Origin of the sequence: Oceanobacillus sojae (assembly GCF_900162665.1) — a bacterium.
Lineage (GTDB): Bacteria > Bacillota > Bacilli > Bacillales > Amphibacillaceae > Oceanobacillus > Oceanobacillus sojae_A.
Window position 1 is genome coordinate 280,448 of record NZ_LT727813.1, and the last position, 25,202, is coordinate 305,649.

Sequence of the window (25,202 nt, forward strand, 5' to 3'; positions counted from 1 at the left end):
TTCCGTATTGATACCAGCAACATCTATACAAAAAAGCTGCTTTCGACTTGAAAGCAGCTTTTTTGTATTAATACTTTTATAAGAAAAGAATCATAGATAGCACAAACATAAATATAACACCTGCTATCATTGGTACGGAAGTACGCTTAATAATATGAATTGGATTCAATTTTAACGTTCCAGCTACAATTAAGATAACAGCAGCGACAGGGGATACGGCCCGGAATAAGTTTCCTGCCATTCCCATTGGAACACTGATAGCAATTGGGCTGATACCTGCTGCTTCAGCAAGTGGTACAACCAGCGGGACCATTGCAAAGAATAATGCAATACCGCTTCCGCTCAACAAGACGATTAGTGCTGTGACAGCTACTAAAATAAGCGGTAAGATAAATCCGTTTCCTTCGCCATGTGTACTTTGCATTGTTTCCTGCAGTGTGTCAATCAAGCCAATCGATTGTAAACCTGCAACAAAGACAGAAGCGGCAACCAATAGAGCTACTACAGGAAGCATATTACCCATACCTGTAAAGAATTTTTCTGTGCTGGCAAAGACCTCTTTCGCCTTACGATGACGAATCAATTCACAGACAATTGCCAGGATAAAAGAAATTAACACAGCAATTTCAACATTGACAGCCACCGTAGCAGAGGTAGTCATTTCAATAATAAAGGAAGCGAGTAAGATAATAATTGGAAATACTGGCAAAATCGAATAAACCGTTTTAAAAAGTTTGCTGCCTTCTACCTTTTCAATATCCTTTAACTCTACCTGCTCCTCTGACTCTGCTGCCGTCATTTTTTTATCCATTCGTTTTTGCCAGAAATAATGAACTAATGCGATAAATAAAATGGTAGGAATCGATACAAGAGCGTGATAGCTAAATACATATTGTGTTACTGTCATATCATTAAACATAGGGTATTTAGCAAGTTCCTCCGCAATCGCAACGTTATCACTGCCAAGCGGTGTCGGTACGATAGTTGCTGAGGTGGCAATAACAGCACCAATACTTAACGTAGACATCCCCGCCTGTTTTAAAACAGGATACAAAGTTGCCAGAAGCAGAATCGCTAAAGTCGACGCACTTGGAATAACTAAAGATAAAACATTTCCAAGTAAGAATGTAAGCGGCACTAAGAAATAAACCGACTTCACTTTATTAATAGGCTTGGTTAGCACTTGAACAGTTAAATCATTCGCACCAATAGAAGACATATAAGCAGTATATCCTCCAAGGATAAGAATAATTAACCCTGCTGAGCTTAAGGTTGATTTGAATTGTTCAACAATTACCTGTAACGGATCAAGCAGAGCCGCTCCTGTTGATTGAAAGTCCTGGAATACAATATCTTTTCCCATTGCCAGACTAATCAGGAGAAGAACAATCCCCATTAAAAATAAGGCAATTTTAATATCCATTTTCTTGATCAGCATATAGACAATAACAACAACAGCTAAAATAGCTGAACCATACATAATAAGATTATCTAACATGATGTCTTCCCTCCGATGAATGGTAATGCTTAATTACATTTTTGAATGCTTTCCATAAACCACTTTTTAAATGCTTTCGCATCAATATCAACACAAACATGTACATTTGGCTGTTTATTCATTTTTCCTTTCAAATCAACAACGGTTGTCCCTTTTGTTAAAGCGCCATCTAATTCAACATCGACAAAGGAATGCGCTACTTCAAATAGTTCCGGCTTCAGTAAATAAGCAACCGCACAGCTGTCATACATTTTCAAGCCTTGATTAAAGCTTCCGCCCCGGTATTTTTTAAATAAATGGTAAATCATATTTCCCGTCTTATTCATATCTTTTAAAACTTCGCTGTCTTCTGGATAAACGAGTGCTTTCAAACCAACATCCAATCCGGCCATAGCAATAGGTACACCGCTTGCAAAAACGATTTTAGCAGCTTCCGGATCTGCATAAATATTAAACTCAGCCATCACGGAAGAATTTCCTCTGCCAGTTGACCCGCCCATCATAATAATTTCTTTAATGTTCTGCTTTACTTCCGGATAGGTTCTAAATAACAATGCAATATTTGTTAATGGCCCGATTGGCACAAGTGTCACAGGTTCATCGCTTGTTAGAATCTCTCTCTTCATTGCAGTTACAGCATGTTCGTCTAAAAGAAGACTTTCATCTGCTTCTTCAAAATCGTAACCATCCATGCCTGTCTCTCCATGAATGTCACTGGCATCAACAGGTTCAACAATTAATGGGGTTGCAGCTCCTTTGGCGATTGGAACCTGTTTATCAAAAAATTTCATTAACCGGAGCATATTATACGTAACTTTATCCAGACTGACATTTCCATTTACTGTTGTAATTAAGCGAACGTCGAGTTCTTCGCTATATAATGCAATACCTAATGCAACTGCATCATCAATTCCTGGATCTGTATCGATAATAACTGGCTTCTTATTCATGACAATTCCTCCAATATTTTTATAATAAGCAGGACGTTTTCTCTTCCGGCTTAACAGCTGTTTACTTCTTTCTTCTATATAAATACTGTTTCTGCCTGAGAGAAAAGCTTTCTGCTTTATCGATTCTTCATTCTTTTGATAACCTCTGCTCTTGTCGGCATTCCTTCCTGAGCTCCAATTTTCTCTACAGCTAAAGAGGCGGCCGCATTGGCAAATTCAATTGCCTTCTCTATATCTTTTTCTTTTGCATATTCCGTTACAAAGGCTCCGTTAAAAGTGTCTCCTGCTCCAGTAGTATCTTTTACCTTTGCCTGAAAAGAAGAAATTGTCTTCTCTTCTCCATCCGGCAATGTGAAAGCAACTCCCTGCTCTCCCCTTGTCTCTATAATCTTCTTTCTTATAGCTGAAGTATCTATGGATTGCTTCATTGCCATGTGCTCTGATTCATTCGGTGTAATAAACGTTGCTTTTTCTACAATGTTCTCCAGAACCTTGTTATATGGGGCCGGATTAATAACAACAGGAATACCATGCTTGTACGCAAGCTCTGCCGTGTATTCAATTGTTTCCATCGGTATCTCAAATTGCATTAAAACAATATCGCAGGAAAGAATTATGTCCTGTTTTTCTTTTACCATTTCCGGTGTTACATATTTATTCGCTCCCGGAGCAACAATAATTCGATTATCCCCATCAGAAAGAATAATAGTTGCAACGCCGGTTGATTCATTGGGAACAGTTATAATTGCGTCACTAACAGCGCCTTCAGCACGGAATCGTTCTTTCAAACTCTTTCCAAAAGGATCCTCCCCTACTGCTCCAACCATGACAACTTCTGCTCCTAGCCTGGCTGCTGCAATTGCCTGATTTGCTCCCTTACCGCCGGGATAGGTAGTAAACGATTCACCAAGAACCGTTTCTCCCTGCGCAGGTACTTTATCCGTTGTTGTCACCATATCCATATTGATACTTCCGACAACACAGACTCTTGGATTTTTTTTCATACAATTCATTCCCTTACTTTGTTGATTGTCTTTTGATTAATTGAACAGTGTATTGTTCAGAAGTAATTTCCTTCTGTTTATTTTCCATCCGGTCAATAATTATTTCAGCAGCCCGCTGCCCAATTTCATAGATGGGCTGACCCATCGTTGTCAGTGCCGGTGTTGTAATTTTTCCTAATTCAATCCCATCAAATCCAATAACAGATAAATCTTCTGGAACACGCAGGTTCAAAGCTTCAGCAGCCTTTAAAACACCTACCCCCATTAAATCATTCGCAGCAAAAATACCATCAATTTCAGGATGTTTTTTTATTAATTCCTTTGCTGCCTGATAGGCACCCTCAAAGGTATATTCTCCAGATGTAATAAAATCTTTTGAAAACCAATTCTCTTGTTCCACTGCTTCCAGGTAACCTTTTTTACGTTCTACTGCACTTGTTGTATCCTCCGGACCACTTATATGCGCAATCCTTTTACAGCCTGACTCCTGCAGATGACGCACTGCTTCGATTGCACCTGTCCGGTTATTCACCGTAACTGAAATTGTATCCATAATCTCTCTGTCTAATGCAACAATTGGAACGCTTACTTTATTTAGCGTTTCTAAAGGAATGGAGCTTGAAACCATTACCACCCCGCCAATTGTTTTTTGGAGAAGGGCGTGCAGGTATTTCATTTCCTTCTCCCGATTGTTATCTGTATTACAAAGAATAAAGGTATAGCCTGACTTATTTGCAGTATCCTCCACCGCACGTGCCAGTTCAGGAAAGAAAGGGTTCATAATATCCGGTACAAATAATGCAATCATTTTAGATGTCCCTTTAAAAAGAGTCCTGGCAACATCATTGGGCCGATAATCTAATTCTTTAATCGCGGCTTCTACTTTTTCTTTTGTTTTTTCATTGATATATCCATTTTTATTCATAACACGGGAGACAGTAGCAACAGATACGCCGGCAAGCTTTGCAACCTCTCGAATAGTCGCCATAACATTCCTCCTTCTATTAAACATGTAACCCGTTACATGTAATCGTAAATTTAAAACGGATTTATGTAACCCGTTACACAATATTGTAAAGCGATTTCATTCCATTGTCAATGATTTTTATTTTTGATGCTTTATGAGGCTCCCTTCCAGCTGATATCTTACCTCTTCGCACAAATAACAAAGCTATCCAGTGATTCTCTCTCCTGCTGATGATTCATTAAATAATAATAAACATCGATAAAAGATTGATAAGCGTCTCCCTTTCTCTCAAAATCAGCCCGGATATTATTCGCTTCATTAATTTCCCAGCCTCCATCCTGAAGATATGCTGCATCAATAACCTCTTCTCTCATTATCTGAAAGCCTGCGTTCTCCAGGATTTCTCTTACTTGTCTTTTTTCAAACAGACATTGAATATTACCATCATTTCCAATCTGGCTGCTGTGAAGCGCCAATAAAGATGCTGCTAAAAAATGGGCACGCTGTCCGCTTCTTGTATAATCCAAATCCCATTCTGCAAAGCAGATCTGATTCGCTATCACCTTTACTTTCGCTATATAATCAATGAGTGTCTGTTCATTTTCAAAGTACCAGGAAGCATGTGATAAAACGACTGCATCAAAGACTGTTTCTTCCTCGAAGGTTAAAAAGTCCGTTTCAAAATGAAAGGTAATTCTATCTCCAAGTGAAGTGTCCATAATTCGATTGGTCGCCTCTTCCAAAGTTAATGGCGCTCCATATGCTTTACTCGCAATATCAATAGCTGTTACCTTTCCACTTTCTCCAACAGCATCTGCAAGCACTACCGTTGTATCTCCCTGCCCGCAGCCTATTTCCAGCACATGCATCCCCTCTTTCATATCAAAAGCTTCGACCAGCTGAATCCGGTGAGCCAGCTGGATTTCCTGAATCGGATCGTTCTTATATATATCGTATTTTTCAATGATTTTTCTTGCTTTTTTTAAATTATTTTCTTTCAATGGAACACGCCCCCAGCCTTTTATTCTTAAAAAAGGATGAACTAAAATGTCCACCCTCTTACTCCATTTATATTCTTTCCGATTCTTTTGGTACAGGCTGTTTCGATCCAGCCTGCAGCCGCAGGAAATAAAATATCCCGGCAATAATCAGAACGCCGCCTATCATCTCTACAGGAGTGAGCTTCTCATGTAAAAGAATAACTGCCAGAATAGAGGCACCCACCGGTTCTCCCAATGTACTCATAGAAACCGTCGTTGTATTTACATAGTTTAACAGCAGGTTAAAAATAATATGTGCTCCCGTCGGGAAAATAGCCAGCATGATAAAGACCAGCCAATCATTTGCAGTATAACCTGTGAATGCTATCCCGCCAATAAGGTTAAATACAGCCATTGTAATCCCTGCTGCCAAAAACACTAAAAAGCTGTATACCCAGTGATTAATTGATTTTACATTTCGCTGACCGATCATTAAATAAAGTACCACAGAAACAACAGCCAGGAAGGATAAAATATTTCCCAGCAAAGCCCCGCTGCCGCTTCCTAAGCTACCTCCCCCAACAACAACGACACCTATAAAAGCTATTCCCATTGCTATTACTATACGTATATCTAATTTTTCTTTAAAGAAAATCAGACCTCCAATTAAAGCAATCGCAGGCTGCAGTGCTAAAATTAGTGTAGAGCTTGCCACTGACGTATGATTTAACGACTCGAACCATAATCCAAAATGACCAGCCAGAAAAATTCCGGCAAATACAATAGCTACCCACTCTTTTCTGTTTATCTTTAAAAATGATTTTCGATATTTAAAAACCATAGGGAAAATTAATACGCATGCTAAAAACATCCGATACATTACCATGACGGTAGAAGGTGCATCCGATAATTTCACAAGTATTGCCGATAAGGATATGCAGATAATTGTGATAACTAATAATAGATTAATGGTCCCTTGTTTCAATTATTGACCCTCCTCTGAGATGGAATTCTATTTGGATAAGAAGAGGTTTAAACGTTTCTATTATCAAAATCACCTCTTACATTAATAAAAAAATAAGATCATTACCAAATAATAATAGCATGCTGAAGGTATTTTTGACATCTATTCCATTCACAAAAAATTAATCTATCCGATTTCTCCTTTCATTTCTCTTCTCAGTTAAGCAGTTAAGTTTTTACAAACAGTCAACTGTGGTAAATTCTAATTGTAAACAATAAAAATTAAAGGAGTAATTATGCCAAATTTAAAAGATCAAGTCGTACTTATAACCGGAGCAAACCGTGGACAAGGGAAAGGGATTGCTAAACACTTCGCTTCACTCGGTGCAAAAGTTGCAGTAGGAGCCAGAAACTTTGAGGATGCTGAAGCACTCTCAGCAGAAATCGGAAAGGATCAAAGCCTTCCCGTCCAATTAGATGTAACAAACGAAGCTGATTGGACTGCTGCTGTCCAGTCTATTATCGAAGCTTATAATAAAATAGATGTACTTATTAATAATGCCGGTATTTTTATTAAAAAACCTTTGTTAGATACATCTGTAGAAGATTTTCAACAGTTAATCAATGTGAACCAGCTCGGCGTTTTTATGGGAATAAAGGCAGTTGTGCCGTACATGGAAAAACAGCAAAAAGGATCCATTGTTAATAATGTCTCTATCTCTGCTTTTGCACCAATTAACGACGCAGCTGCTTATGCAGCTTCAAAAGCAGCTGTTTCCAACCTTTCTAAATCTGCTGCAATCGAATTAGGGCCAAAAGGAATCAGAGTGAATTCCATTCATCCCGGTGTTATCCAGACAAATATGGCGAGCAGCAGTAATCTGAATATAAATGAAGCTGATGCCATTCCATTAAGGAGACTGGGCCAGGCTAATGATATAGCTCAAGTAGCTGCTTTTCTCGCCTCTGATGAGAGTGCTTATTGTAACGGCGCAGAAATTGTGGTGGACGGCGGGCTTACTTTAGGTACGGATGTTTAATTTTCCAGCACGCAAGAAAAGCGCAGAGCGCCTGCTTAAAAACGTAGAGATTGGAGCGGCGCAACTGAGATAAAGGAAACATGCCCCTTTAGGGGTATGCCGACGTTAGGCTTCAGCCTGTTTTTAGTCGGCCTTCCTTTACTTTAAACCGATGTTGACTTATCGTAGGGCGCTCACGTGTTAGCTCCTAGTTTTTGGCGCTCGGAGCTGGATGCGGCTGTTTTTCTATAAATAGTTATCCACAAGGCAATAATTCTATAATTTCCTCGACAGCAAGAAAATAGAGAGGCTGATAAATGGATCACCTCTCTATTTCCAATCTCTAAATGAGATAGATAAATTAAAAGAGGATATGCTTATTCTGGCTTTCATTAATTCAAGGCTTTTAAATACAAAAAACCACTACCGCTTCAGGTACGGTTGGAGAATACAGCGAATCTATTCTGGACCTGTTGAATGGATACTTCATGCGCTCCTAAAATCCCATAGATTGTCTTTTGTTCGTTCTGTTCTAACGCTTGCAAAATTTTTTATTCATAATAAAAGCAGCCGGAGCAGATACTGTAAAAACGGACAGCACTGCTCCAGCCTCCTCTATTTAATCAATTACTCTGTGATTTTCATCTACCTGCAGCTTTTCCGTCTTTTCCACAGCGGCAACAAACCCGTCACCATGACAAACAGTACATGTATAGTGCCACTGTTCATCATCCATTAATAGGCCAGTCCCGTCACAAGCTTTACAGGCGTGTTTCTGTGAACCCATAGCTGACTTCCTTTCTATTGTTTTTCTTTAAGAGGATAATCAAAAAGTCCAGCAAAAATGAGGCATCAAATCCGTCTTGAACTTTTTGGTCCTTTTATTAGCTATTTTGAACTCGCATTTTAATCCAATTTATAATCCCGCCGGCCAGCAGAATGTCAAGATGCCGCTTCGTCAAATCATGCTGGACGGTAATCGTACGATCTGTCCCTTTCAGTTTTATATCAAATGTACGCTGGTTCTGTATTGTTTGATGGATATGACGAAATTCAAGTATATCCTCTTGATGGAGCAGGTCATAGTCTTCCTCATTCACAAACGTTAATGGCAGAATACCGAAGTTAATCAAGTTTTGAAGATGAATTCGAGCAAAACCCTTCACAAGCACAACCTTTAATCCGAGATAACGTGGCGCGAGTGCCGCATGCTCCCGGCTGGACCCTTGTCCGTAATTAAAGCCTGCTACCACTGTATGGCCGCCATCATCACGTTTTTTCATGGCCTTTTCATAATAATCTTCATCAATAATCTCAAAGGCAAAAGTACTGATTCTTTGAATATTACTGCGAAATGGTAATACTCGTGAGCCGCCGGCAAGAATCTCATCTGTTGATATATTATCCTGCATTTTTAATAAAACAGGCAGATCAAAGTTATCTTCAATTGGCTGAAAATCTGGTATAGCAGTGATGTTTGGCCCTTTTTCCAATTTGATTTGGCTGTTATCCTCCGGCGGTGCCTCCAGCATTCCTTTTGTAGAAAAGGTAGTTGGTTCTTTTATTTTCGGATAAGAAATATCTAAAGTTCTTGGATCCGTAATGACACCTGTTAATGCAGAAGCGGCGGCTGTCTCCGGACTGCACAGGAAGACACTGTCTTCTCTTGTGCCGGATCGTCCCGGGAAGTTCCTTGGAGTAGTACGTAAACTGTTCCGTCCCGTAGCCGGGGCCTGCCCCATTCCAATACAGCCATTACAGCCTGCCTGATGCATCCTGGCTCCGGCGGACAAGAGATTCGCAATATGTCCATTCTCTACAAGCTGTTCCAGCAACTGACGGGAGGTTGGATTAATATCAAAAGAAATCCCGTTCGCAGCCTGCTCCCCTTTAACAATTTCACTGGCAATCGCAAAATCGCGGTATCCCGGATTGGCCGAGGAACCGATATAAGACTGATAAATGGCTTCTCCAGCAACTTCTGTAACAGGAACGACATTCCCCGGACTGGATGGTTTTGCGATTAACGGTTCCAGCGCAGATAAATCAATTTTTTCATGTTCATCATATGTCGCTCCGTTATCCGATTTTAATTCTACCCACTGATCTTCACGTCCCTGTGTTTTTAGAAAACGCTTCACTTCTTTATCAGAAGGAAATACGGTTGCAGTCGCTCCAAGCTCAGCACCCATATTGGCAATAACATGCCGATCCATGGCAGATAGCTCTTTAACGCCCGGACCATAATATTCAATGATCCTGCCGACTCCGCCCTGTACGCCGTGACGGCGCAGCATTTCTAAAATAACATCTTTAGCGCTGACCCAATCCGGGAGTTTCCCTGTCAGCTCTACTCCCATCACACGGGGCATTTTTACATAGTAAGGTTCTCCCGCCATCGCCATTGTCACATCAATACCGCCTGCTCCAATCGCCAGCATTCCCATACAGCCGTTGGCACATGTATGACTATCTGATCCTAATAAGGTCTTTCCCGGGCGTGCCAACTGCTGCATGTGGACAGGATGACTGACACCGTTTCCAGGCCTGCTGTAATAAATTCCGAATTTCTGTGCCGCACTTCTTAAAAAAAGGTGGTCATCCGCGTTACGATAATCTTCCTGAATCAAGTTATGGTCTACATATTGCGCAGAAGCCTCTGTTTTCACCCGGTCAATTCCCATTGCTTCCAGTTCGAGCATTACCATCGTTCCTGTCGCATCCTGCGTTAATGTCTGATCAATCTTTATTCCAATTTCTTCTCCAGCCTTCATTTCTCCTGACAGCAAATGATCTTGAATTAATTTTTGAGCTGCATTAAGCTGCATGTTGCTTCCTCCTTAAAATATACTGTCCTGATTAGAATATGCTTATATAGTGTTTATTACACATATCAAATGAAGTTAAACTGGATATTATTTTGTTAAGAGCAATCCGCTTCTTCTGACAAGGTTATTTTAGCATTCTTGCCTCCAAGATCTTTGAAGTTCCACAATACTTCATTTGGATTTCATTTTCCTTTCCGGGTCTTTTATACATGTCTTCCCTTAATAAAAATACAGAAAACGGTGAATATAGTAACCTTTCCGTCCCAAATATTTTATTTCAGCATTACTAAACCGGAAAAGAATTTTCAGCAGAAATTTTAATTACGTTAAAAATTGCACTTATCGTACCAGCCCTATATAATAAATGAAAACATCAATTGAAATAAATCCCAAAGGGGAGTAGCATAATAGCAGCTGTCGTCATTACAGGAGAAATCCTCGGCACTGCTGGCAATCGATTAATTTCGTTGCTTGCGAGACCTTTGTCCAATCTGTGGGCAAAGGTCTCTTTTTTGTCAGCTTTTGCCACACTTACTTCAAGGAGGAGAAAAGATGTCTAAACTGACAAAGCTTCTAAAATCTAAAGTGGTAAAAGAAGGAATCAAGCAAGCAAAAAAACACGCCCTTCCTGTTATCAAAAAAGAGTTAGCTAAAAGAAAAGGCAGTTTTAAAAAATAATGAAGCCGTCCAGATACAATGATTTAGCATCCACTGTTTTATTTACTAAAAGAAATCGACGTATCAAAGTACTCAGGCATCACGGGGACTTAAAATTATATGGAATGGGAAGAAGTGCTGCTGTTTTCAGAATAAAAAATGAAAATAGAGTGATTAAAGTCTTTTACCCGGCTTTTGAAAAAACAGCAATCGAAGAAAAACAAAACTATGAAAAATTAAATGGAAACCCTTATTATCCCACTATATATGAAGCAGGAATCAATTACCTGGTTATGGATTTTATTGAAGGAAAGACATTCTTTGAATGCCTGGCAGAAGGAATTCCATTGAAGCCTCATTATATAGAGCAGGTTGACAATGGATTACAATTTGCAAAAGCAGCAGGATTAAATCCTTCAGATATTCATCTGCATAATCTTATCCTGACAAAGGAAGATGAAGTACGTATTATTGATGTAGCACGTTTTTCACAGGAAAAGAAGTGCACGCAGTGGGATGATTTAAAAATTGGTTATACCCGATATTACCAGCGCCCATTTTTCCCGAAAAAAATCCCTAAATGGGTCATGTATTCTGTGTCAAAATTTTATCGGTTATATAAGTATTTAGCGATAAAAAGAGGAAAAGAGTGAGATATGACTCTTTTCCTTTTTAACCCTATCCCGTACAAATCATGATGATATTCCTGTCTGGATCGCAAATTGTAAAAAATGAAAAATCATCAAAACGGGTAATTTCTGATTCCATATCGTATCCTAATTCTTTTACATAGACATAGGACTCATCAATATTATCTGTATGGAAATTGAAGATTGGATACATACCGGAAGTTTGTTTTTTTACAATGCTTCCTGACCCGGCATCCAAAGTTAAACCAGTATGTTCTGCAATTTTAATATTATATACCGGCCTTTCTACAGCAGTTAAATCATACTCCTGACCAAGTAATTCTGCATACCATTTTACGGACCTCTCTAAATCGCTGACATGTACAAAAATCGTGTTAATTTTATTCATTATTGGACTGCTCATGTTTTCACTCCCTATATAATTAAAATATCTTAAACCGCTTTATCAATTACGATTGGCAGGGTGAAAATAAGAACGTACAATTTGTTCAGCACTCCATTCCAATAGCACAGAAGCACTTCTGACAGCCTCATCTAAAGTCATTGGTTTATTAATAATGCTGTGGATGCTTACAACACCAAAATCATGAAGCACTGCTGCATCTTCATTTACTGATCCCGCTAAAATAACTGTTGGGACTCCCTGCATCTTTGCCATTTGTGCAACTCCCATTGGTGTTTTACCTGAAGCAGTCTGTCCATCCACTCTCCCCTCACCGGTAAAAACTAAATCTGCCCCTGTTAAAAAGTGATTTATATTACTGTACTCCAAAACGACGTCAATTCCTCTTTTCACTTCACATGGAAAAAATGCCTGGAAGGCCCCTCCAATGCCACCCGCAGCTCCGGCACCTGCCATATCGTGCAGCCTGATTCCTGTAACCTCCGCAACATAATCCGCCCAATGCGTGAGATTTTGGTCAAGCTGCTCTATCATTTCTGGGGTTGCTCCTTTTTGAGGGCCGAAAATATGAGAAGCTCCGTTTGGTCCAATTAATGGATTTTCCACATCTGAGGCAATTAAAAATTGACATTCTTTAATCCTGGAATCAAAGGCATCAACGTCTATCGAAGCAATTTTGTCTAAAGAACCTCCCCCATACCCGATTTCATTTTCATCTTCATCTAAAATTCTTAGCCCCAGCGCCTGCAGCATGCCGGCTCCCCCATCATTTGTAGCAGAACCGCCTAAGCCAACTGCAAAAGAAGTAAAACCATCATCCAGAGCCTGCTTAATTAACTGACCAGTCCCATAGGTTGTCGTTTCCAATGGGGAGAGTTCTTCATTAGAAATCAGAGTAAGGCCTGAAGCTGCTGCCATTTCAATGACACATGTTTTTTTATCTCCTAAAACACCATATCCAGCCTCCACTTTATTCCCCAAAGGGTCGGTGACAACCACGTTCCTTAGCTCTCCTCCTGTAGCAGCAATAAGTGTTTCCAATGTTCCCTCTCCCCCATCAGCAACAGGGATTAGGACTGTTTTCGCATCTGGAAAAGCATTTTTAACCCCTTTATTTATAGCATTGGCTGCCTCCACTGCACTTAAGCTTCCCTTAAATGAATCTGGAGCAATAACAATCTTCATTTAAACACATCCTTCAGCAAACGTTTTCATCCATCTGTAGTTTAAATTATACGAATCTTGACTTCATTTGTATATGGCTATATCATACAAAAATAAAAAGAATATTATATTCATTTTTGTATGATATAGCCAAAGGAGCAGTAAAAGTGAATGTGTTAACAAAGGAAATCGCCAATGCCATTGTCAGAGAAACCTCTTTCCGTTTAAACCGGAATGTCAATATTATGGATATAAAAGGAGTGATTATTGCTGCTCAGGATAAGTTAAGATTAAATACAGTTCATGAGGGAGCAATAAAAGTATTAAAGAACAGAGAAACTCTCACTATTTACCCTGATCAAGATGAAGTATGGAAAGGCTCGGAGCCCGGAATTAATTTGCCTATCGCCTTTCAAGACAATATTATTGGAGTCATCGGAATTACAGGAGATCCAAATGAAATGAAGGATATCGGTGAACTGGTAAAAATGACTACAGAGCTGATGATTGAGCAGGAATTTATTACTTCCCAGATGGAATGGAAGCAGCGGACAAAAGAGATGATTATTGACCAATTGTTAAAAACAAGCCCTTCTCACCAGGCGATTCAGCAGGGACTTGACAGGCTGAAAATAGAATTAACGCCTCCATTTATGGCATTCATTATTCAAATAGGTAACCTCACTGTCCAAAAACAAGAGTTGATTCAAAAAATAGAATCCTTATTCGGCAGCCAATTTGCTATAGCTGGATTTGTTAATATTAATCAGCTATTTATTGCTGTGCCAGAAATGGAAGAAACCGAAGTATTGCAACAAATAAAAGCGATACAGAAATTATTCCATAAGCAGCATATTAAATTTAAAATAGCCTATAGCTTACCTTTTCATGAACTGGACCAATTCCATCAGGCTTATTCCGAATGTGAGCTTGCTTTAAAAATCAGTGATCCGGAAACGGAAATTATTTCATTTAGTCAGATAGAAGTAAGAGCTTTGCTTCACCTGCTTGATCAAAAGCTTACAGAGAAATTTTCTAAACGAGTCCTAAAAAACTTAGACGAAACGCTGGCAATGACGTTAAAAGCATTTTTTGCAAATGATTTAAATATCCAAAAGACTGCTGACGCCCTGTTTCTACATCGAAATACACTGCTTTACCGGATAAATAAGATAACAAAGGATACAGGATATAACCCGAGAATATTTAATGATGCGCTTATTTTACAGGTTGCTTTGTGGATTAATGAACATAAATAACGAAAGGTAAAGTTAGAATTAATTTATACAAGCTCATGCACGCTGTTACTATTAAATAATTGTTCCTTTTCCAAAATATTTACTTGATCACAATTACGTGCTTTCCTTTCTCTGCAATATAAACAGTGTTTGGAAACAGCAATCAAAAAGAAATTCCAGCTGAGAATAAATGCTATAATGAAGCAAGAAAATAATTAAAAATCATCAACACCAAGGGAGTACCATCCAATGGTGTTGATGATTTTCTAAAAACTTAACATCTGTCTATACGAAGAGTTTTACATATCCATAAAACAAAGTCTTCTTCAACTTTTTTCTATTGCTTCATGATTTCTCTCCTTCGATTCCTTTCCGTATAAATAATACAGCAAAGAATCCTAAAACAGATAAAGCAGTTATCGCTCCAATTAGCCCCCAATTTATTTCTCCGTTACGGAGCACACTTACAATCATAATTCCTGCAATAACACCTAGAAACAAATAAACATATGACTTTATTATATTCAGCATCTTCATCCCCCTTTACTATTTTTCTCTTCATTTCCTTTATTTTTCTTAATAGCTTTTAAAGCTTCTGTTTTACTGAGCCTGGACAATGGTGTTTTATCAACAAACTCAAGTACAGACTGTGGATTTGTTTTGGAATATTCTCTCAGCGCCCATCCAATAGCCTTATTAATGAAAAACTCCTCTGATCCCAGACATTGATTAATATAACTATATAGCTGTTCCTCGTCTGTCCTTATTTTATATTTTAATTGGAATAAAATTGCTGTCCTTTGCAGCCAGATATTCCCCGAGTCTATCCATTTCCCGGTGACAGCTTTTTTATTTTGTGGATATTGCATAAAATATTGCCCAACATGTTTCGTTGCAATCCAATCTAAAGATTCTTTTGAATCGTCATTGAATCACTGCAACATAAATTACTACTACCATTCAGTATTTAACAATATTTCCAGTAGTCTGCCCGGATTTTTGTTATATAAAAACAGTTATGTTAGAATTTGAAATATACAATTAACTCGACTTAAATATTCTTTTACAAGAAAAGCACGCCTATAACTTCTCCATCCACTGATAAAGACAAAGGAGGTCTCAGATAAATGAAATATGTGAATGGTTTATATGCATCACTTGTATTGATAATGTTAGTTCATTTAATCGATAATACTCTATTGGATAATAAGTATTCTGGTATAGCAATTTTTATCTCTTTATTTATTTTCTTAGCTGGAACGATGTTTTTTATCAATGCAAAAAATCATATTAAATAAATACATAAAAGTATCAAGAGCCAAGGAATCTTGATATAGCCTTTTTTTTAAAATTAATAAGTCCATATTTTATGGGGTAGTTCCTCATCTTTCTCTATGATCGTCCATTATTTTTTCCTGCTGCTTCGCATGGCTGGGATTACTTTTAACTCTCCACTTTCATTCTCAGAAAACTGCTTATACTCAGGTGTCCCGATACCGTAAAGCGCAATTTTTCCTTCTTTGTTAAAATGAATCCCCCAGCCCAGCTTCTTCGGCAAGGTAGAACTTCGTAAACAAGCTTGGGATTTTGCAAAAAAAGCCTCTTCTTCCGCAGCTAGATTTTCTTTTGAAATCTCTTTATGCCTTACATGTACCTCAAAGAGCAGCTCACTTTGACTATATATATAAGGATTAGCGGATAAGAGTTCATATTCGATTTGTGCTTTCGTCGGCTTCTTGCCACGAGCTGCTGGAAGCTGTCCCGCTGTTGCCGTGCTATCCGGGGCTACAGTTATAAACGTCTGATAATAATTCAAATCCTTCTTCACCATTTGCTTGCCTCCCTGCTATTGATGTTTTCTTTATCATAAAGTTAGTAAATCTCCCGTCAAAACGGAGCTTTGTATAAATTTTTATCGTATCCATTCATATTCTGTGAAATCATCTGTCTTCAAGCCCGTCCACTGCATACTTTTGGTATATAAAATCTTTTGAAGCTCTTCATTATACGAGACGGGTGATGTCCGCTCTGTCTTATTATCTTTAAAAAATTCCCCAGTAACACCTTTTACTTCACTGGAAGCAGCTAAATAAACCGGACGAGCTGCGCCCTGCTCAGGATTTTTTGAAAATAACTTCATTAATGGTCTAAATAATTTAGGCGACATCCGTGTTGCCTGCGGTGTATATATAAATCCCGGATGCAGTGCATTAACAGTTATACCACTGTCTGCCAATCTTTTCCCCATATAATACGTCATCATAAGAACGGCTGTTTTTGCAGTTTTATACGCCTGCATTCCTGAATAGCTGGAAGAAGTCTGGTTTATTGCATCATCCGGATTAAAATTTTTATCCTGCATGACGGACGCAATATTAATGATTCTTCCTGACCCGGACACCTTTAACTTATCAAGCAGCAGATGACTTAATAAAAACGGAGCCAGATAATTGACGGCAAAGGTCATCTCAAAACCATCCTCACTGACTTGATATTGACCAAATACACCGCCCGCATTGTTTATAAGAACATCTATTTTTGAATAATGCTCCTCAACCTGCTCTGCCAGCCTTCTGATATCCTGCTGTGAAGACAGGTCAGCAACCAGCAATTCAATTTCCCTATTGCCAGTAGTATCTATTATATTTTGGCGTGCTTCTTCGCCTCTTTTCTCATTTCTGCACACTAAAATAATGTGACAGCCTTGTTCGGATAAATTGCGCGCTGTTGCAAATCCAATACCTGAATTAGCCCCTGTTATTAAGATAGTCTTTCCTTCCACCTGTATCCTCCTTTTTATTAACTATGGATTTAAAATTTCTCTTAATTCCTGTGTGGTTTCTTCAGTTGTAAAAAAATCATTATTAAATTTACCAAAACTAGTTGATTCAGAAATAGAAATTGCATTTATATTGTATGTCTCAATCATCAGTATTTCCTCCTTTGGTTGACATCCTGTTAATACAAAAACAAAGGAAAATGATATCAAAACGATAAATAAAAATCGCAAGTTCACTTCGTCCTCCTCCACATACAGAATAATTCATTCTAGCTTGTTTATTTTTTTACAATTTAAGGTACGCTTATCTATCAATAATAACAGAAAATTTAAATTCATACGATTATTCCTGTTTGAATCAGAAGTCCAGCTATGCTAATATATTCATGAATTAGATTTCTATAATTCATTTAAATTTAAAGGAGTTTTTTTATGTATTTTCAACCTCTTCTTTATAGCTGATAACTAGATGTAGATTGTTTCCAAACCCAGTTCATATCATTTTTGCATGTATGACAGGGGTTTATTTGTCTATGTCTTTTTTCTGTCTAAATAAAGAATGAGGTGGCTAAATGAATAAAAGAACATTGGCTGCAGAATATGCAAACCATTCTGAAGCTATTTTTAAATGTCCTGTCTGTAACTCATCGATGAGAGTTTTCGAGCTGAAAAGTTTAATCTGCTCAAATAATCATACATTTGACTTTGCCAAGCAGGGATATATCAACCTGATGACTCACCCTGTAAAAAATAAGTACAGCAGAAAGCTTTTCGAAGCGCGCAGAAAACTTATTGCAGAGGCTGGTTTTTTCGAACCATTAAGTCAAGCAATTACTGAAATCGTCTATAAGCACGTTGATATTAATAAGAAAAGTCTTTCGTTAATTGATATGGGATGTGGTGAAGGTTCGCATCTCTTTAACATCTGCAAGAGTATTCGTTCTAAGTATCAAAAAATAATAACAGGAATAGGGATTGATATTTCTAAAGAAGGGATTCTGGAGGCTTCTAAAAGCTATACCAATAAGATTTGGACTGTTGGTGATCTTGCGAATACGCCTTTTATGAATGAGCAATTCGATGTTATGCTGAACATCTTGTCACCATCAAATTATAATGAATTTAACAGAGTCCTAAAAGCGGATGGTTTATTAATAAAAGTCGTTCCGCAAAGCAGCTACTTAAAAGAACTAAGAGAAATTATTTTCAATCAGCCTGAAAAACAATCCTATTCTAATACAGATACTGTTATAAGATTTAATGAAAATTTTCAAATGGTGGATAATTCAAGGGTAAGTTATACTGTTCCTCTTGATAAACTATCCATTCAATCACTGGTTGAAATGACTCCCTTATCGTGGGAGGCGCCAAAGGAAGAGGTTAAATCCTTCTTGAATGGAGATACAACTCAAATAACCGTTGCTTTAGAAATATTAATTGGCAAAAAACAATAATATACAGTTAAAAACCCTATAAAACAAACCTGTCCGTTTTGTTTTATAGGGTTTTCTGAGAAAGTAATACTCAACAATTAAAATGGCTGTTATTTTGTCAATAGTTCACCTTTTGGTTCACCAATAATACCCTTTTCAAGGTCAAATACGACATTCCCCCGTAAGATTGTTTTAGTTACACGGCAGCCGATTTTTCTTCCTTCATAGGCGCTGTGCTTGTTCTTATAGTATAAATTTTCTCTTGTTACAGTATAAGACTCGTCCGGATCCAAGAAAATGATATCCGCATCCTTTGCAATTGCAATTTCACCTTTGTTTGTTAAATTGAAACGTTTAGCAGGAGTTGTTGCGATGAGTTCGACAAATCTTTCAATAGGAAGTCCGCGCTGCTTTACTGCAAGATCGAACATTAAGTCAACATTGTTCTGTGCTCCGCTGATACCGCCCCATGCTTCAAAAAGATTATTGGCCTCTGTTTTTAAGTTCTCTGTACACGGTGAATGATCAGATGTTAACCAATCAATATTGCCATTTAATAATTCTTCCCATAACTTGTCATGGTCTGCTTTCTTTCTTAGTGGCGGCTGACATTTTGCATATGCGCCAATCTCTTCTACATCCTCTGCAGACATTGCAAAGTAATGCGGACATGATTCTACGGTTACATCTAAACCTTCTGCGCGAGCTTTTAAAATTTCCTGTACTGCTTCAGAGGTACTAATATGGACGATATGAAGCCGGCACCCTGTTTCTTTTGCAAATAATAACGCGCGCTGTACTGCCTCAACCTCTGTAAATACTGGACGTGCATCCGGATAATCCATTGCAGAAACCTTTCCTTCACGGATGAATTCTGCCTCTAGTTTCGAAGTTATATCCGGATTTTCTGCATGAAGGCAAAGGATTTGATCTAATTCTGCCAGCTTTTTCATGCCTTTATACAAGGTGAAATCATCAACGCTTTCAAAATCACCCGGAGTATCACTGCCCACATTAGATAGAAATGCTTTAAATGCAGGAACTCCAGCCTTATCCAATTCTTCCAGATCATCTATATTTCCAGGTACAAGCCCGCCATAGAAAGCATAATCAACATAGTTTTGTGTTTTAGCTGCTTCCAGCTTTAAATCAAGTGCTGCTTTATTTGTTGTAGCTGGCAATGCATTTAAAGGCATTTCCACATAGCTTGTCGTACCCCCGGCAGCTAATGCCTTTGATCCGGTTTCAAACCCTTCCCATTCCGTTCTCCCGGGCTCACTAATATGAACATGCGTGTCCACCATACCTGGCAGCACATACTGTCCGGAAGCATCTAGTATGTCTGCAGATGCTTCTGTAATTTCCTCGGCAATCACAGTAATTTTCCCATCTTTAATACCAATTTCAATCTTTTTCGGACCATCAGCTAATACTACTTCACCATTCCGAATAATTAAATCTAACATGTTGATTCCACCTCTTTATAAAATGAGAGCAAGAGTAATTGTTACTGTTATCGTTGTTGTACTTCGAAATCTTTTCATGAAATCTAACTTAAGAGCGGCGTATAATAATCCAGATCTTTTTAATCATTCATTGATTTTCCATCATTACACTTTCTTTATTATGTGATTAATCAATATCTTCCATCAATGATACATTGTCTAACCTGCTCGTATATCATTTCCCCTAATATGACAATTAGTTTGAACCTGCTTTTCCTTCCTGTTCCTCATTATCTTCCCCATGCAATTCCTTTAAATGCTTGAGATGCTCCGTCCCCCAGCTCCTCATGGATACTAACAATGGTGTTAACCCGTGTCCATATTCCGTCATCGAATATTCCACTTTTGGGGGCACCTGTTGGTAGACTTCACGATGAACAATGTCATTATATTCTAACTCTCTTAATTGTGAGGTTAACATTTTTTTAGTGATTTCCGGAATAGCCCGCTGCAGCTCACTAAAGCGTAATTTTTCATTTTCCATAAGATGAAATAAAATAATCGGTTTCCATTTACCAACAATAATATCTAATGCAACTTGAAGCTCTCCACAATTTTCACCCACAGTTAGATTCGCCATTTTTAAATTTCTCCTTTATAAAGACATGCGTAAAATCCTTTTATATCAATTGGTTTCCTAAAAGTAACTAGGTATATTTAAAGTGCCTTCTTCTCAAAAAGAAACTTTAGGTTTATTATAACTCTAGTAATCAAATTAATACAAACTTATTATTTGATTCATTTCATATAAATTTATACGGAGGGTTACAGCATGACTAGAATTGGTATTATTACAGGAAGCACACGTGACGTACGTGTTAATTTACAGGTTGCAGAATGGATTAAAGATTTTGCAGATAATAGAGATGTGGATGCAACATTTGAAATCGTTGATATTAAAGAAAGTGGTCTTGGACGCTTTAATGAAGCAATTCCACCGCTTATGACAAATAAAGAATATACAACAGAAGAGCAAAGTGTCTGGTCAAGAAAAATTGATTCGTTTGACGGCTTTATTTTTGTTACACCTGAATATAATAAAAATTTCCCGTCAGGTCTTAAAGATCATTTAGATTACCTAGGTTCAGAATGGCATCATAAAGCAGCGGGTATCGTAAGCTACGGTTCCACCCTTGGTATTGCAGCTTCCCTTGCACTGCGCACCACTTTATCAAACTTAAAAATTGCAACGGTAGAACCACAAGGTGCATTCAGCTTATTTAATGATTTTGAAAACATGGCAACTTTCAAACCAATGGAGGTTCATAAACCAAGATTTGGTGAAATGATTGATGATGTTGTTGCCTGGTCAAATGCACTTAAATCAGTTAGAAAAGAAAAAGCTTTAGTGTAAAACTTAATGAACAAATAAAAGGAGCTTTCGTCAAATACATGTTTATACATTTGATGAAAGCTCCTTTGTTTTCTTATTTCAGGTTACTCTTTTTCTTGTAATACCGCCGCGCTTTTTCCCTGTTTCCACAATCCGCCATTGAACACCAACGACGGCTTTTGTTCCGGCTTGAATCAAAGAACAGCCATCCGCACGGTTCTCCTTCACACTGCTTTACTCTGTCCAATTTTTCCGAAAGTAAAAGGTCTATTGCTGACTGCACAATTGGCCAAAGCATATAATCAAGCTCGTGTTCTCCTTTTTGAAAGCTTAAAATATACGTACTTTCTTTTGGAATAATTTCAGCCAAACTATACGCCCTTGTCAAATATTTATTTAAAATAGCACGATCAAGTGAATCAGGCTCTAAACCAGCAGCAATTGATCTGAATAAACGAAAAATAGCTTCCCTTAATTCAATGGCTTCTTCTAAAACCTTTGCAGCCTGATCTGGATGATGTTTTGCCTTTTCAAGTAAGCTCTTTTGTTGAGGACTGCTTAAAATATCCGCATATCGGCTCCATTCCACTAATTTTTCATAATTTATTAACCAATCCTTTGCGTTATCGCTATTATGCCAGCTGACAGTATTGGCAAAATCTAAACATAAACGCTCTCCAATTAAATTTTCAGCACTTGTGTTTAATTTAGACATTTTCCGCATCCCTCCTTTTTATAACCATTATAAAGTTTATTGACAGTTATAATCAATCCTTTTATAATATAACCATTAAAAGTTATTTAGAAGGTTATACTTAATCAGGGGCATTTTTCATGGTTTAATTCAAAATAATTTGTAAGGGGTTACAAAAAATATCGGAGGGATGAAGATGAGTGACGCATTAAGAAATGCAATGGAAACGATGATAAAGGAAACATTTGAAGGACCACCTGGTGAAGGCAGTATGTTCACTGAATCACGGCCAAACAGCGGGCTCTTCGGGAGTCTGAATCAGTTAACCGCAAATGAGGCTTCCACTGCAGTTAATGGAACGACAATTGCTGCACATGCTGATCACACCCGGTTTTATTTATGGGGGACCAATGTCATCCTGAAAGATGGTAAACAGCCGGAAATGGATTGGGGAGAAAGCTGGAAGATTAATTTAGTTGATGAAAAGAGATGGAATCAAATTCAGGAAGAATTGCGGCATGAATACGTAACATTTTTAGAAAGACTCAATACGATTGAATGGAGTGAGCCCCCTACAAAAGAGGTATTAGGTTCTTTGGCTCATTCAGCATATCATCTTGGAGCTATTCGACAGATGTTGAAGGTGATTAAGGGGTAGGTTTTTAAACCACATTATGAACTTTAGTCCTGTATAAAACAATCCAACTGCACTCTTTAATTGTGCTATTTTTACTTGAATATTTTCAAAAGAAAAGGAGTTCATTTAAGAATTCCTTTTCTTATTTATATTGGTATAATGCTTTTTGAAATAAAACTGGGTCATTTTTCTTGTGTTATTCTATAAAAGTGACTGCTAACTGAAGTTTAACCTACGTTAGCTTTAGCATCGATTCCAGTCACTTTTTAATAAAGAAAAAGAATAATGATCATAATACTTACCTCTGAATAAATGCTTTTCCCGATAGATCCCTTCTTTTTTAAATCCAAGTTTTTCTAATAATTTTATAGAATTGACATTCCCTAAAGCGACATATGCATTAATTCTATTTAATTTCATATTGTCAAAACCGCTTTTAATTGCACTTATTAATGCCTCTTTCATATAGCCCTGTCCCCAGTATTCATACCATAAGTCATAGCCTATCTCAGCTATATTGTTCGCTCTGTCCCAACAGTCATAACCACATGTGCCAATTTGTTGATGATCGTTATCCTTTGTAACTAATATCCAGCGGTTGTACCCTTTTCTTTCAGGCTCTGAATTCCAATCAACAAATTCTGCCGCTTCATTTTTAGTCGTAAATAATTCTTCATCATATAAAAATTCACATACTTTTTCGTTGCTGAATAACCGATAAATAAAATCAATATCCTCCCTTCCTATATTTCGCAAAATTAATCTGTCAGTTTCTAAATCTGGAAAATTTTTAAGTACAGTCATCAGAAAACTCCTTTGGAACTTTTTATCTTAAACAATGTTGAAGTAACTAGTTGAAACACTTCTTCAATTAAACGGGCAGTTTGTTGCATTATTTCAAAATCTAACCTGCCAGCATAATTGTACCAAATTTTTCAAACATTATGTTAATTATTTTTAAAGCCGAAGAAAACTTTTATAATACGAGAATGTAGAATTAACTATGCAGCTTGAACATTACTTGAAAGATAATTAGAATTAAATGTAGATATCAAAATTTTTTATATATTGAGGAGTTTTTAGATGAACGGAAAAGAAATTTACCAAGCTTGGATGAATGCCTGGAACAAAGACATATCTGTTCTTCATGATATTACAGATGATAATTGTACTGTTCATCAAGCAAGAACAGATGGCAATGATTCAAACAGTAAAAAAGGAGCACAAGCATTAATAGATGTTGTTGAATCTGCTAAATATTATTTTGAAAATGTACAAATGTCGCTGGTGGTTCAGCCAATTGAAGAAGGAAATTATGTCTCCGCCCGTTGGAATTTCAAGGGGACTTATAATGGAAATATGGAAGGAGCAAAAGCTGAAAAAGGAAAGCTTGTTTCTTTTGACGGAACCGACATCTTTCGTATGGAAAATGGTAAAATCAAAGATTATTGGGTTTCTTCTGATGTTATGGATTTTATGAATCAGCTGGAAGTATTTTAAAGATTTTTTCACTTTGCATTCACTGAAAATTGAATGGTCTAATACTATTTTTGCACTTTCAAAAAGCATCGAGTAGAACATTCTAATAAGTTTCAATGCAAGGAAGCGCTGACCAACAAAAAAGCCCCCATTTTAAATAAAAAAATGAGTTCGCAAAAAAGGGGCTGTTGCACTTTCAGTTACCTGATTGTGCAACAGCCCCTTTTTTTATTATACCTATTAATGCGGTCAAGAGGATTTGAACCTCCACGGGTTATTCACCCACCAGGCCCTCAACCTGGCGCGTCTGCCATTCCGCCATGACCGCATTATATATAAATGGTGCGGATGAAGGGAGTCGAACCCCCACGTCCTTAACGGACACTGGAGCCTGATTCCAGCGCGTCTGCCAATTCCGCCACATCCGCAAAAATAAAATGGTGAGCCATGAAGGATTCGAACCTTCGACCCTCTGATTAAAAGTCAGATGCTCTACCGACTGAGCTAATGGCTCCTATGTTAAATGGAGTATTGCTTTATTTAGTGCTTCTCATTTTGGTGGACCCCTGCATCTGCAAGCATATTCTTTGAAGTAAATGCTTCGGGGTTACTCGAAGCTTATTCGGCAGAAGTGTTGCTCGTTGCTCTACCGACTGAGCTAATGGCTCCTAAATAAAATACTGCTTTTGAAATAAAAAAATACTATTAACGTGAATAGTATTAGCATGTATTCCTTCTAAAAAATAAAAATGGCTGGGCCACTAGGATTCGAACCTAGGGTACACGGGATCAAAACCCGATGCCTTACCGCTTGGCTATGGCCCAACTATAATGGCGGTCCGGACGGGACTCGAACCCGCGACCTCCTGCGTGACAGGCAGGCATTCTAACCAACTGAACTACCGGACCGGATATTTTTTAATTTTTAAGAAAGATGACCCGTACGGGATTCGAACCCGTGTTACCGCCGTGAAAGGGCGGTGTCTTAACCGCTTGACCAACGGGCCATTATGAAAATTTA

Annotated in this window: 28 protein-coding genes and 6 tRNA genes; 9 read left to right on the forward strand and 25 right to left on the reverse strand. The window is 37.9% G+C overall.

The window, feature by feature from the left end; all coding sequences use genetic code 11:
* Positions 1 to 76: 76 nt before the first annotated feature.
* From dcuC to BN1068_RS18700, 6 genes are all read right to left on the reverse strand, one after another.
* Positions 77 to 1,498, reverse strand: a complete 1,422-nt coding sequence (gene dcuC, locus BN1068_RS18675) for a C4-dicarboxylate transporter DcuC (RefSeq protein ID WP_077604351.1) — start codon at positions 1,496 to 1,498, stop codon at positions 77 to 79.
* Positions 1,499 to 1,527: 29 nt separating this feature from the next.
* Positions 1,528 to 2,448 carry a ribonucleoside hydrolase RihC gene (gene rihC / locus BN1068_RS18680; protein ID WP_077604352.1) on the reverse strand — a complete coding sequence of 307 codons (921 nt, stop codon included), beginning with the start codon at positions 2,446 to 2,448 and terminating at the stop codon, positions 1,528 to 1,530.
* 116 nt (positions 2,449 to 2,564) lie between these two features.
* Positions 2,565 to 3,452, reverse strand: a complete 888-nt coding sequence (gene rbsK, locus BN1068_RS18685) for a ribokinase (RefSeq protein ID WP_077604353.1) — start codon at positions 3,450 to 3,452, stop codon at positions 2,565 to 2,567.
* Positions 3,453 to 3,465: 13 nt separating this feature from the next.
* Positions 3,466 to 4,440, reverse strand: coding sequence for a LacI family DNA-binding transcriptional regulator (locus tag BN1068_RS18690; protein ID WP_077604354.1), 975 nt, complete (start codon positions 4,438 to 4,440; stop codon positions 3,466 to 3,468).
* A gap of 158 nt (positions 4,441 to 4,598) precedes the next feature.
* Positions 4,599 to 5,474: an SAM-dependent methyltransferase gene (locus BN1068_RS18695; RefSeq protein WP_254846834.1), complete on the reverse strand. Its 876-nt coding sequence runs from the start codon at positions 5,472 to 5,474 to the stop codon at positions 4,599 to 4,601.
* 13 nt (positions 5,475 to 5,487) lie between these two features.
* Positions 5,488 to 6,384 (reverse strand): DMT family transporter, encoded by an 897-nt coding sequence (locus BN1068_RS18700; protein ID WP_077604355.1) that lies wholly within the window; start codon positions 6,382 to 6,384, stop codon positions 5,488 to 5,490.
* A gap of 274 nt (positions 6,385 to 6,658) precedes the next feature.
* On the opposite strand from BN1068_RS18700, the gene BN1068_RS18705 reads away from it, so the two are divergent.
* Complete coding sequence (locus BN1068_RS18705; protein WP_077604356.1) at positions 6,659 to 7,402, forward strand: SDR family NAD(P)-dependent oxidoreductase; 744 nt, start codon at positions 6,659 to 6,661, stop codon at positions 7,400 to 7,402.
* 598 nt (positions 7,403 to 8,000) lie between these two features.
* On the opposite strand, the gene BN1068_RS23730 is transcribed toward BN1068_RS18705, so the two are convergent.
* Positions 8,001 to 8,168 (reverse strand): hypothetical protein, encoded by a 168-nt coding sequence (locus BN1068_RS23730; RefSeq protein WP_175637143.1) that lies wholly within the window; start codon positions 8,166 to 8,168, stop codon positions 8,001 to 8,003.
* Between the two features lie 97 nt (positions 8,169 to 8,265).
* Positions 8,266 to 10,209: an aconitate hydratase gene (locus BN1068_RS18710; protein WP_077604357.1), complete on the reverse strand. Its 1,944-nt coding sequence runs from the start codon at positions 10,207 to 10,209 to the stop codon at positions 8,266 to 8,268.
* A 552-nt stretch (positions 10,210 to 10,761) separates the two neighbouring features.
* Between BN1068_RS18710 and BN1068_RS24215 the strand changes: the two genes are divergently transcribed.
* Together BN1068_RS24215 and BN1068_RS18715 are read left to right on the forward strand one after the other, a co-directional pair.
* On the forward strand, positions 10,762 to 10,887 hold the full coding sequence (locus BN1068_RS24215; protein WP_260051961.1) for a hypothetical protein: 126 nt from the start codon (positions 10,762 to 10,764) through the stop codon (positions 10,885 to 10,887).
* Entirely contained in the window at positions 10,887 to 11,519 is a 633-nt protein-coding gene (locus tag BN1068_RS18715) for a serine/threonine protein kinase (protein ID WP_077604358.1), read from the forward strand. Before BN1068_RS24215 ends, BN1068_RS18715 begins: the two co-directional genes overlap by 1 nt.
* A gap of 25 nt (positions 11,520 to 11,544) precedes the next feature.
* On the opposite strand, the gene BN1068_RS18720 is transcribed toward BN1068_RS18715, so the two are convergent.
* On the reverse strand, positions 11,545 to 11,919 hold the full coding sequence (locus BN1068_RS18720) for a VOC family protein (RefSeq protein ID WP_077604359.1): 375 nt from the start codon (positions 11,917 to 11,919) through the stop codon (positions 11,545 to 11,547).
* Between the two features lie 42 nt (positions 11,920 to 11,961).
* Positions 11,962 to 13,104 carry a glycerate kinase gene (locus BN1068_RS18725; protein ID WP_077604360.1) on the reverse strand — a complete coding sequence of 381 codons (1,143 nt, stop codon included), beginning with the start codon at positions 13,102 to 13,104 and terminating at the stop codon, positions 11,962 to 11,964.
* Positions 13,105 to 13,250: 146 nt separating this feature from the next.
* On the opposite strand from BN1068_RS18725, the gene BN1068_RS18730 reads away from it, so the two are divergent.
* Entirely contained in the window at positions 13,251 to 14,342 is a 1,092-nt protein-coding gene (locus BN1068_RS18730) for a CdaR family transcriptional regulator (RefSeq protein ID WP_139344888.1), read from the forward strand.
* Positions 14,343 to 14,666: 324 nt separating this feature from the next.
* Here BN1068_RS18730 and BN1068_RS18735 read toward each other — a convergent pair whose 3' ends face one another.
* Together BN1068_RS18735 and BN1068_RS18740 are read right to left on the reverse strand one after the other, a co-directional pair.
* The gene (locus BN1068_RS18735) at positions 14,667 to 14,852 is read right to left on the reverse strand and encodes a hypothetical protein (RefSeq protein WP_077604362.1); all 186 of its coding nucleotides are present in this window, start codon (positions 14,850 to 14,852) and stop codon (positions 14,667 to 14,669) included.
* A 2-nt stretch (positions 14,853 to 14,854) separates the two neighbouring features.
* Positions 14,855 to 15,220: a DNA alkylation repair protein gene (locus BN1068_RS18740; RefSeq protein ID WP_260051977.1), complete on the reverse strand. Its 366-nt coding sequence runs from the start codon at positions 15,218 to 15,220 to the stop codon at positions 14,855 to 14,857.
* Between the two features lie 228 nt (positions 15,221 to 15,448).
* Between BN1068_RS18740 and BN1068_RS23735 the strand changes: the two genes are divergently transcribed.
* Positions 15,449 to 15,619, forward strand: coding sequence for a hypothetical protein (locus BN1068_RS23735; protein WP_175637199.1), 171 nt, complete (start codon positions 15,449 to 15,451; stop codon positions 15,617 to 15,619).
* A gap of 107 nt (positions 15,620 to 15,726) precedes the next feature.
* Here BN1068_RS23735 and BN1068_RS18745 read toward each other — a convergent pair whose 3' ends face one another.
* The 3 genes from BN1068_RS18745 to BN1068_RS24220 all read right to left on the reverse strand — a co-directional run bounded on the left by BN1068_RS18745 (position 15,727) and on the right by BN1068_RS24220 (position 17,250).
* Positions 15,727 to 16,152, reverse strand: coding sequence for a DUF6157 family protein (locus tag BN1068_RS18745; protein WP_175637200.1), 426 nt, complete (start codon positions 16,150 to 16,152; stop codon positions 15,727 to 15,729).
* Positions 16,153 to 16,233: 81 nt separating this feature from the next.
* Positions 16,234 to 17,103 (reverse strand): SDR family oxidoreductase, encoded by an 870-nt coding sequence (locus BN1068_RS18750; protein WP_175637201.1) that lies wholly within the window; start codon positions 17,101 to 17,103, stop codon positions 16,234 to 16,236.
* Between the two features lie 21 nt (positions 17,104 to 17,124).
* Complete coding sequence (locus BN1068_RS24220; RefSeq protein ID WP_260051960.1) at positions 17,125 to 17,250, reverse strand: hypothetical protein; 126 nt, start codon at positions 17,248 to 17,250, stop codon at positions 17,125 to 17,127.
* Between the two features lie 422 nt (positions 17,251 to 17,672).
* Here BN1068_RS24220 and BN1068_RS18755 point away from each other — a divergent pair, with 422 nt between their 5' ends.
* A complete protein-coding gene (locus BN1068_RS18755; protein WP_077604365.1) occupies positions 17,673 to 18,554 on the forward strand; it encodes a putative RNA methyltransferase in 882 nt (293 codons plus the stop codon).
* 89 nt (positions 18,555 to 18,643) lie between these two features.
* Here BN1068_RS18755 and allB read toward each other — a convergent pair whose 3' ends face one another.
* Entirely contained in the window at positions 18,644 to 19,999 is a 1,356-nt protein-coding gene (allB, locus tag BN1068_RS18760) for an allantoinase AllB (RefSeq protein WP_077604366.1), read from the reverse strand.
* Between the two features lie 235 nt (positions 20,000 to 20,234).
* Complete coding sequence (locus BN1068_RS18765; protein WP_077604367.1) at positions 20,235 to 20,618, reverse strand: winged helix-turn-helix transcriptional regulator; 384 nt, start codon at positions 20,616 to 20,618, stop codon at positions 20,235 to 20,237.
* A 192-nt stretch (positions 20,619 to 20,810) separates the two neighbouring features.
* Between BN1068_RS18765 and BN1068_RS18770 the strand changes: the two genes are divergently transcribed.
* Positions 20,811 to 21,392, forward strand: coding sequence for an NADPH-dependent FMN reductase (locus BN1068_RS18770; RefSeq protein WP_077604368.1), 582 nt, complete (start codon positions 20,811 to 20,813; stop codon positions 21,390 to 21,392).
* A 73-nt stretch (positions 21,393 to 21,465) separates the two neighbouring features.
* On the opposite strand, the gene BN1068_RS18775 is transcribed toward BN1068_RS18770, so the two are convergent.
* Positions 21,466 to 22,086 (reverse strand): CGNR zinc finger domain-containing protein, encoded by a 621-nt coding sequence (locus BN1068_RS18775; protein WP_077604369.1) that lies wholly within the window; start codon positions 22,084 to 22,086, stop codon positions 21,466 to 21,468.
* Positions 22,087 to 22,261: 175 nt separating this feature from the next.
* Between BN1068_RS18775 and BN1068_RS18780 the strand changes: the two genes are divergently transcribed.
* Positions 22,262 to 22,723, forward strand: a complete 462-nt coding sequence (locus tag BN1068_RS18780; RefSeq protein WP_077604370.1) for a hypothetical protein — start codon at positions 22,262 to 22,264, stop codon at positions 22,721 to 22,723.
* Between the two features lie 222 nt (positions 22,724 to 22,945).
* On the opposite strand, the gene BN1068_RS18785 is transcribed toward BN1068_RS18780, so the two are convergent.
* Positions 22,946 to 23,506, reverse strand: coding sequence for a GNAT family N-acetyltransferase (locus BN1068_RS18785; RefSeq protein ID WP_077604371.1), 561 nt, complete (start codon positions 23,504 to 23,506; stop codon positions 22,946 to 22,948).
* 279 nt (positions 23,507 to 23,785) lie between these two features.
* On the opposite strand from BN1068_RS18785, the gene BN1068_RS18790 reads away from it, so the two are divergent.
* Positions 23,786 to 24,202: an ester cyclase gene (locus BN1068_RS18790; RefSeq protein WP_077604372.1), complete on the forward strand. Its 417-nt coding sequence runs from the start codon at positions 23,786 to 23,788 to the stop codon at positions 24,200 to 24,202.
* A 223-nt stretch (positions 24,203 to 24,425) separates the two neighbouring features.
* Here BN1068_RS18790 and BN1068_RS18795 read toward each other — a convergent pair.
* From BN1068_RS18795 to BN1068_RS18820, 6 genes are all read right to left on the reverse strand, one after another.
* A tRNA-Leu gene (locus BN1068_RS18795) sits at positions 24,426 to 24,509 on the reverse strand.
* A 12-nt stretch (positions 24,510 to 24,521) separates the two neighbouring features.
* Positions 24,522 to 24,609, reverse strand: a tRNA-Leu gene (locus tag BN1068_RS18800).
* Between the two features lie 10 nt (positions 24,610 to 24,619).
* Positions 24,620 to 24,695 (reverse strand) — tRNA-Lys (locus tag BN1068_RS18805).
* Positions 24,696 to 24,931: 236 nt separating this feature from the next.
* Positions 24,932 to 25,006, reverse strand: a tRNA-Gln gene (locus BN1068_RS18810).
* A gap of 7 nt (positions 25,007 to 25,013) precedes the next feature.
* Positions 25,014 to 25,090: transfer RNA gene (locus tag BN1068_RS18815), tRNA-Asp, on the reverse strand.
* A 26-nt stretch (positions 25,091 to 25,116) separates the two neighbouring features.
* Positions 25,117 to 25,188 (reverse strand) — tRNA-Glu (locus BN1068_RS18820).
* Positions 25,189 to 25,202 lie beyond the last annotated feature (14 nt).

Excerpts from the sequence above, each read along its gene's own strand:
- BN1068_RS18775 (WP_077604369.1), bottom strand. The coding sequence starts at position 22,086 with ATGTCTAAATTAAACACAAGTGCTGAAAATTTAATTGGAGAGCGTTTA.
- rihC (WP_077604352.1), bottom strand. The coding sequence starts at position 2,448 with ATGAATAAGAAGCCAGTTATTATCGATACAGATCCAGGAATTGATGAT.
- BN1068_RS18725 (WP_077604360.1), bottom strand. The coding sequence starts at position 13,104 with ATGAAGATTGTTATTGCTCCAGATTCATTTAAGGGAAGCTTAAGTGCA.
- rbsK (WP_077604353.1), bottom strand. The coding sequence starts at position 3,452 with ATGAAAAAAAATCCAAGAGTCTGTGTTGTCGGAAGTATCAATATGGAT.
- BN1068_RS23735 (WP_175637199.1), top strand. The coding sequence starts at position 15,449 with ATGAAATATGTGAATGGTTTATATGCATCACTTGTATTGATAATGTTA.
- BN1068_RS24215 (WP_260051961.1), top strand. The coding sequence starts at position 10,762 with ATGTCTAAACTGACAAAGCTTCTAAAATCTAAAGTGGTAAAAGAAGGA.
- BN1068_RS23730 (WP_175637143.1), bottom strand. The coding sequence starts at position 8,168 with ATGGGTTCACAGAAACACGCCTGTAAAGCTTGTGACGGGACTGGCCTA.
- allB (WP_077604366.1), bottom strand. The coding sequence starts at position 19,999 with ATGTTAGATTTAATTATTCGGAATGGTGAAGTAGTATTAGCTGATGGT.
- BN1068_RS24220 (WP_260051960.1), bottom strand. The coding sequence starts at position 17,250 with ATGATTGAGACATACAATATAAATGCAATTTCTATTTCTGAATCAACT.
- BN1068_RS18720 (WP_077604359.1), bottom strand. The coding sequence starts at position 11,919 with ATGAGCAGTCCAATAATGAATAAAATTAACACGATTTTTGTACATGTC.
- BN1068_RS18715 (WP_077604358.1), top strand. The coding sequence starts at position 10,887 with ATGAAGCCGTCCAGATACAATGATTTAGCATCCACTGTTTTATTTACT.
- BN1068_RS18765 (WP_077604367.1), bottom strand. The coding sequence starts at position 20,618 with ATGGCGAATCTAACTGTGGGTGAAAATTGTGGAGAGCTTCAAGTTGCA.
- BN1068_RS18785 (WP_077604371.1), bottom strand. The coding sequence starts at position 23,506 with ATGACTGTACTTAAAAATTTTCCAGATTTAGAAACTGACAGATTAATT.
- BN1068_RS18780 (WP_077604370.1), top strand. The coding sequence starts at position 22,262 with ATGAGTGACGCATTAAGAAATGCAATGGAAACGATGATAAAGGAAACA.
- BN1068_RS18745 (WP_175637200.1), bottom strand. The coding sequence starts at position 16,152 with ATGGTGAAGAAGGATTTGAATTATTATCAGACGTTTATAACTGTAGCC.
- dcuC (WP_077604351.1), bottom strand. The coding sequence starts at position 1,498 with ATGTTAGATAATCTTATTATGTATGGTTCAGCTATTTTAGCTGTTGTT.
- BN1068_RS18710 (WP_077604357.1), bottom strand. The coding sequence starts at position 10,209 with ATGCAGCTTAATGCAGCTCAAAAATTAATTCAAGATCATTTGCTGTCA.
- BN1068_RS18790 (WP_077604372.1), top strand. The coding sequence starts at position 23,786 with ATGAACGGAAAAGAAATTTACCAAGCTTGGATGAATGCCTGGAACAAA.
- BN1068_RS18735 (WP_077604362.1), bottom strand. The coding sequence starts at position 14,852 with ATGCTGAATATAATAAAGTCATATGTTTATTTGTTTCTAGGTGTTATT.
- BN1068_RS18690 (WP_077604354.1), bottom strand. The coding sequence starts at position 4,440 with ATGGCGACTATTCGAGAGGTTGCAAAGCTTGCCGGCGTATCTGTTGCT.
- BN1068_RS18770 (WP_077604368.1), top strand. The coding sequence starts at position 20,811 with ATGACTAGAATTGGTATTATTACAGGAAGCACACGTGACGTACGTGTT.
- BN1068_RS18755 (WP_077604365.1), top strand. The coding sequence starts at position 17,673 with ATGAATAAAAGAACATTGGCTGCAGAATATGCAAACCATTCTGAAGCT.
- BN1068_RS18705 (WP_077604356.1), top strand. The coding sequence starts at position 6,659 with ATGCCAAATTTAAAAGATCAAGTCGTACTTATAACCGGAGCAAACCGT.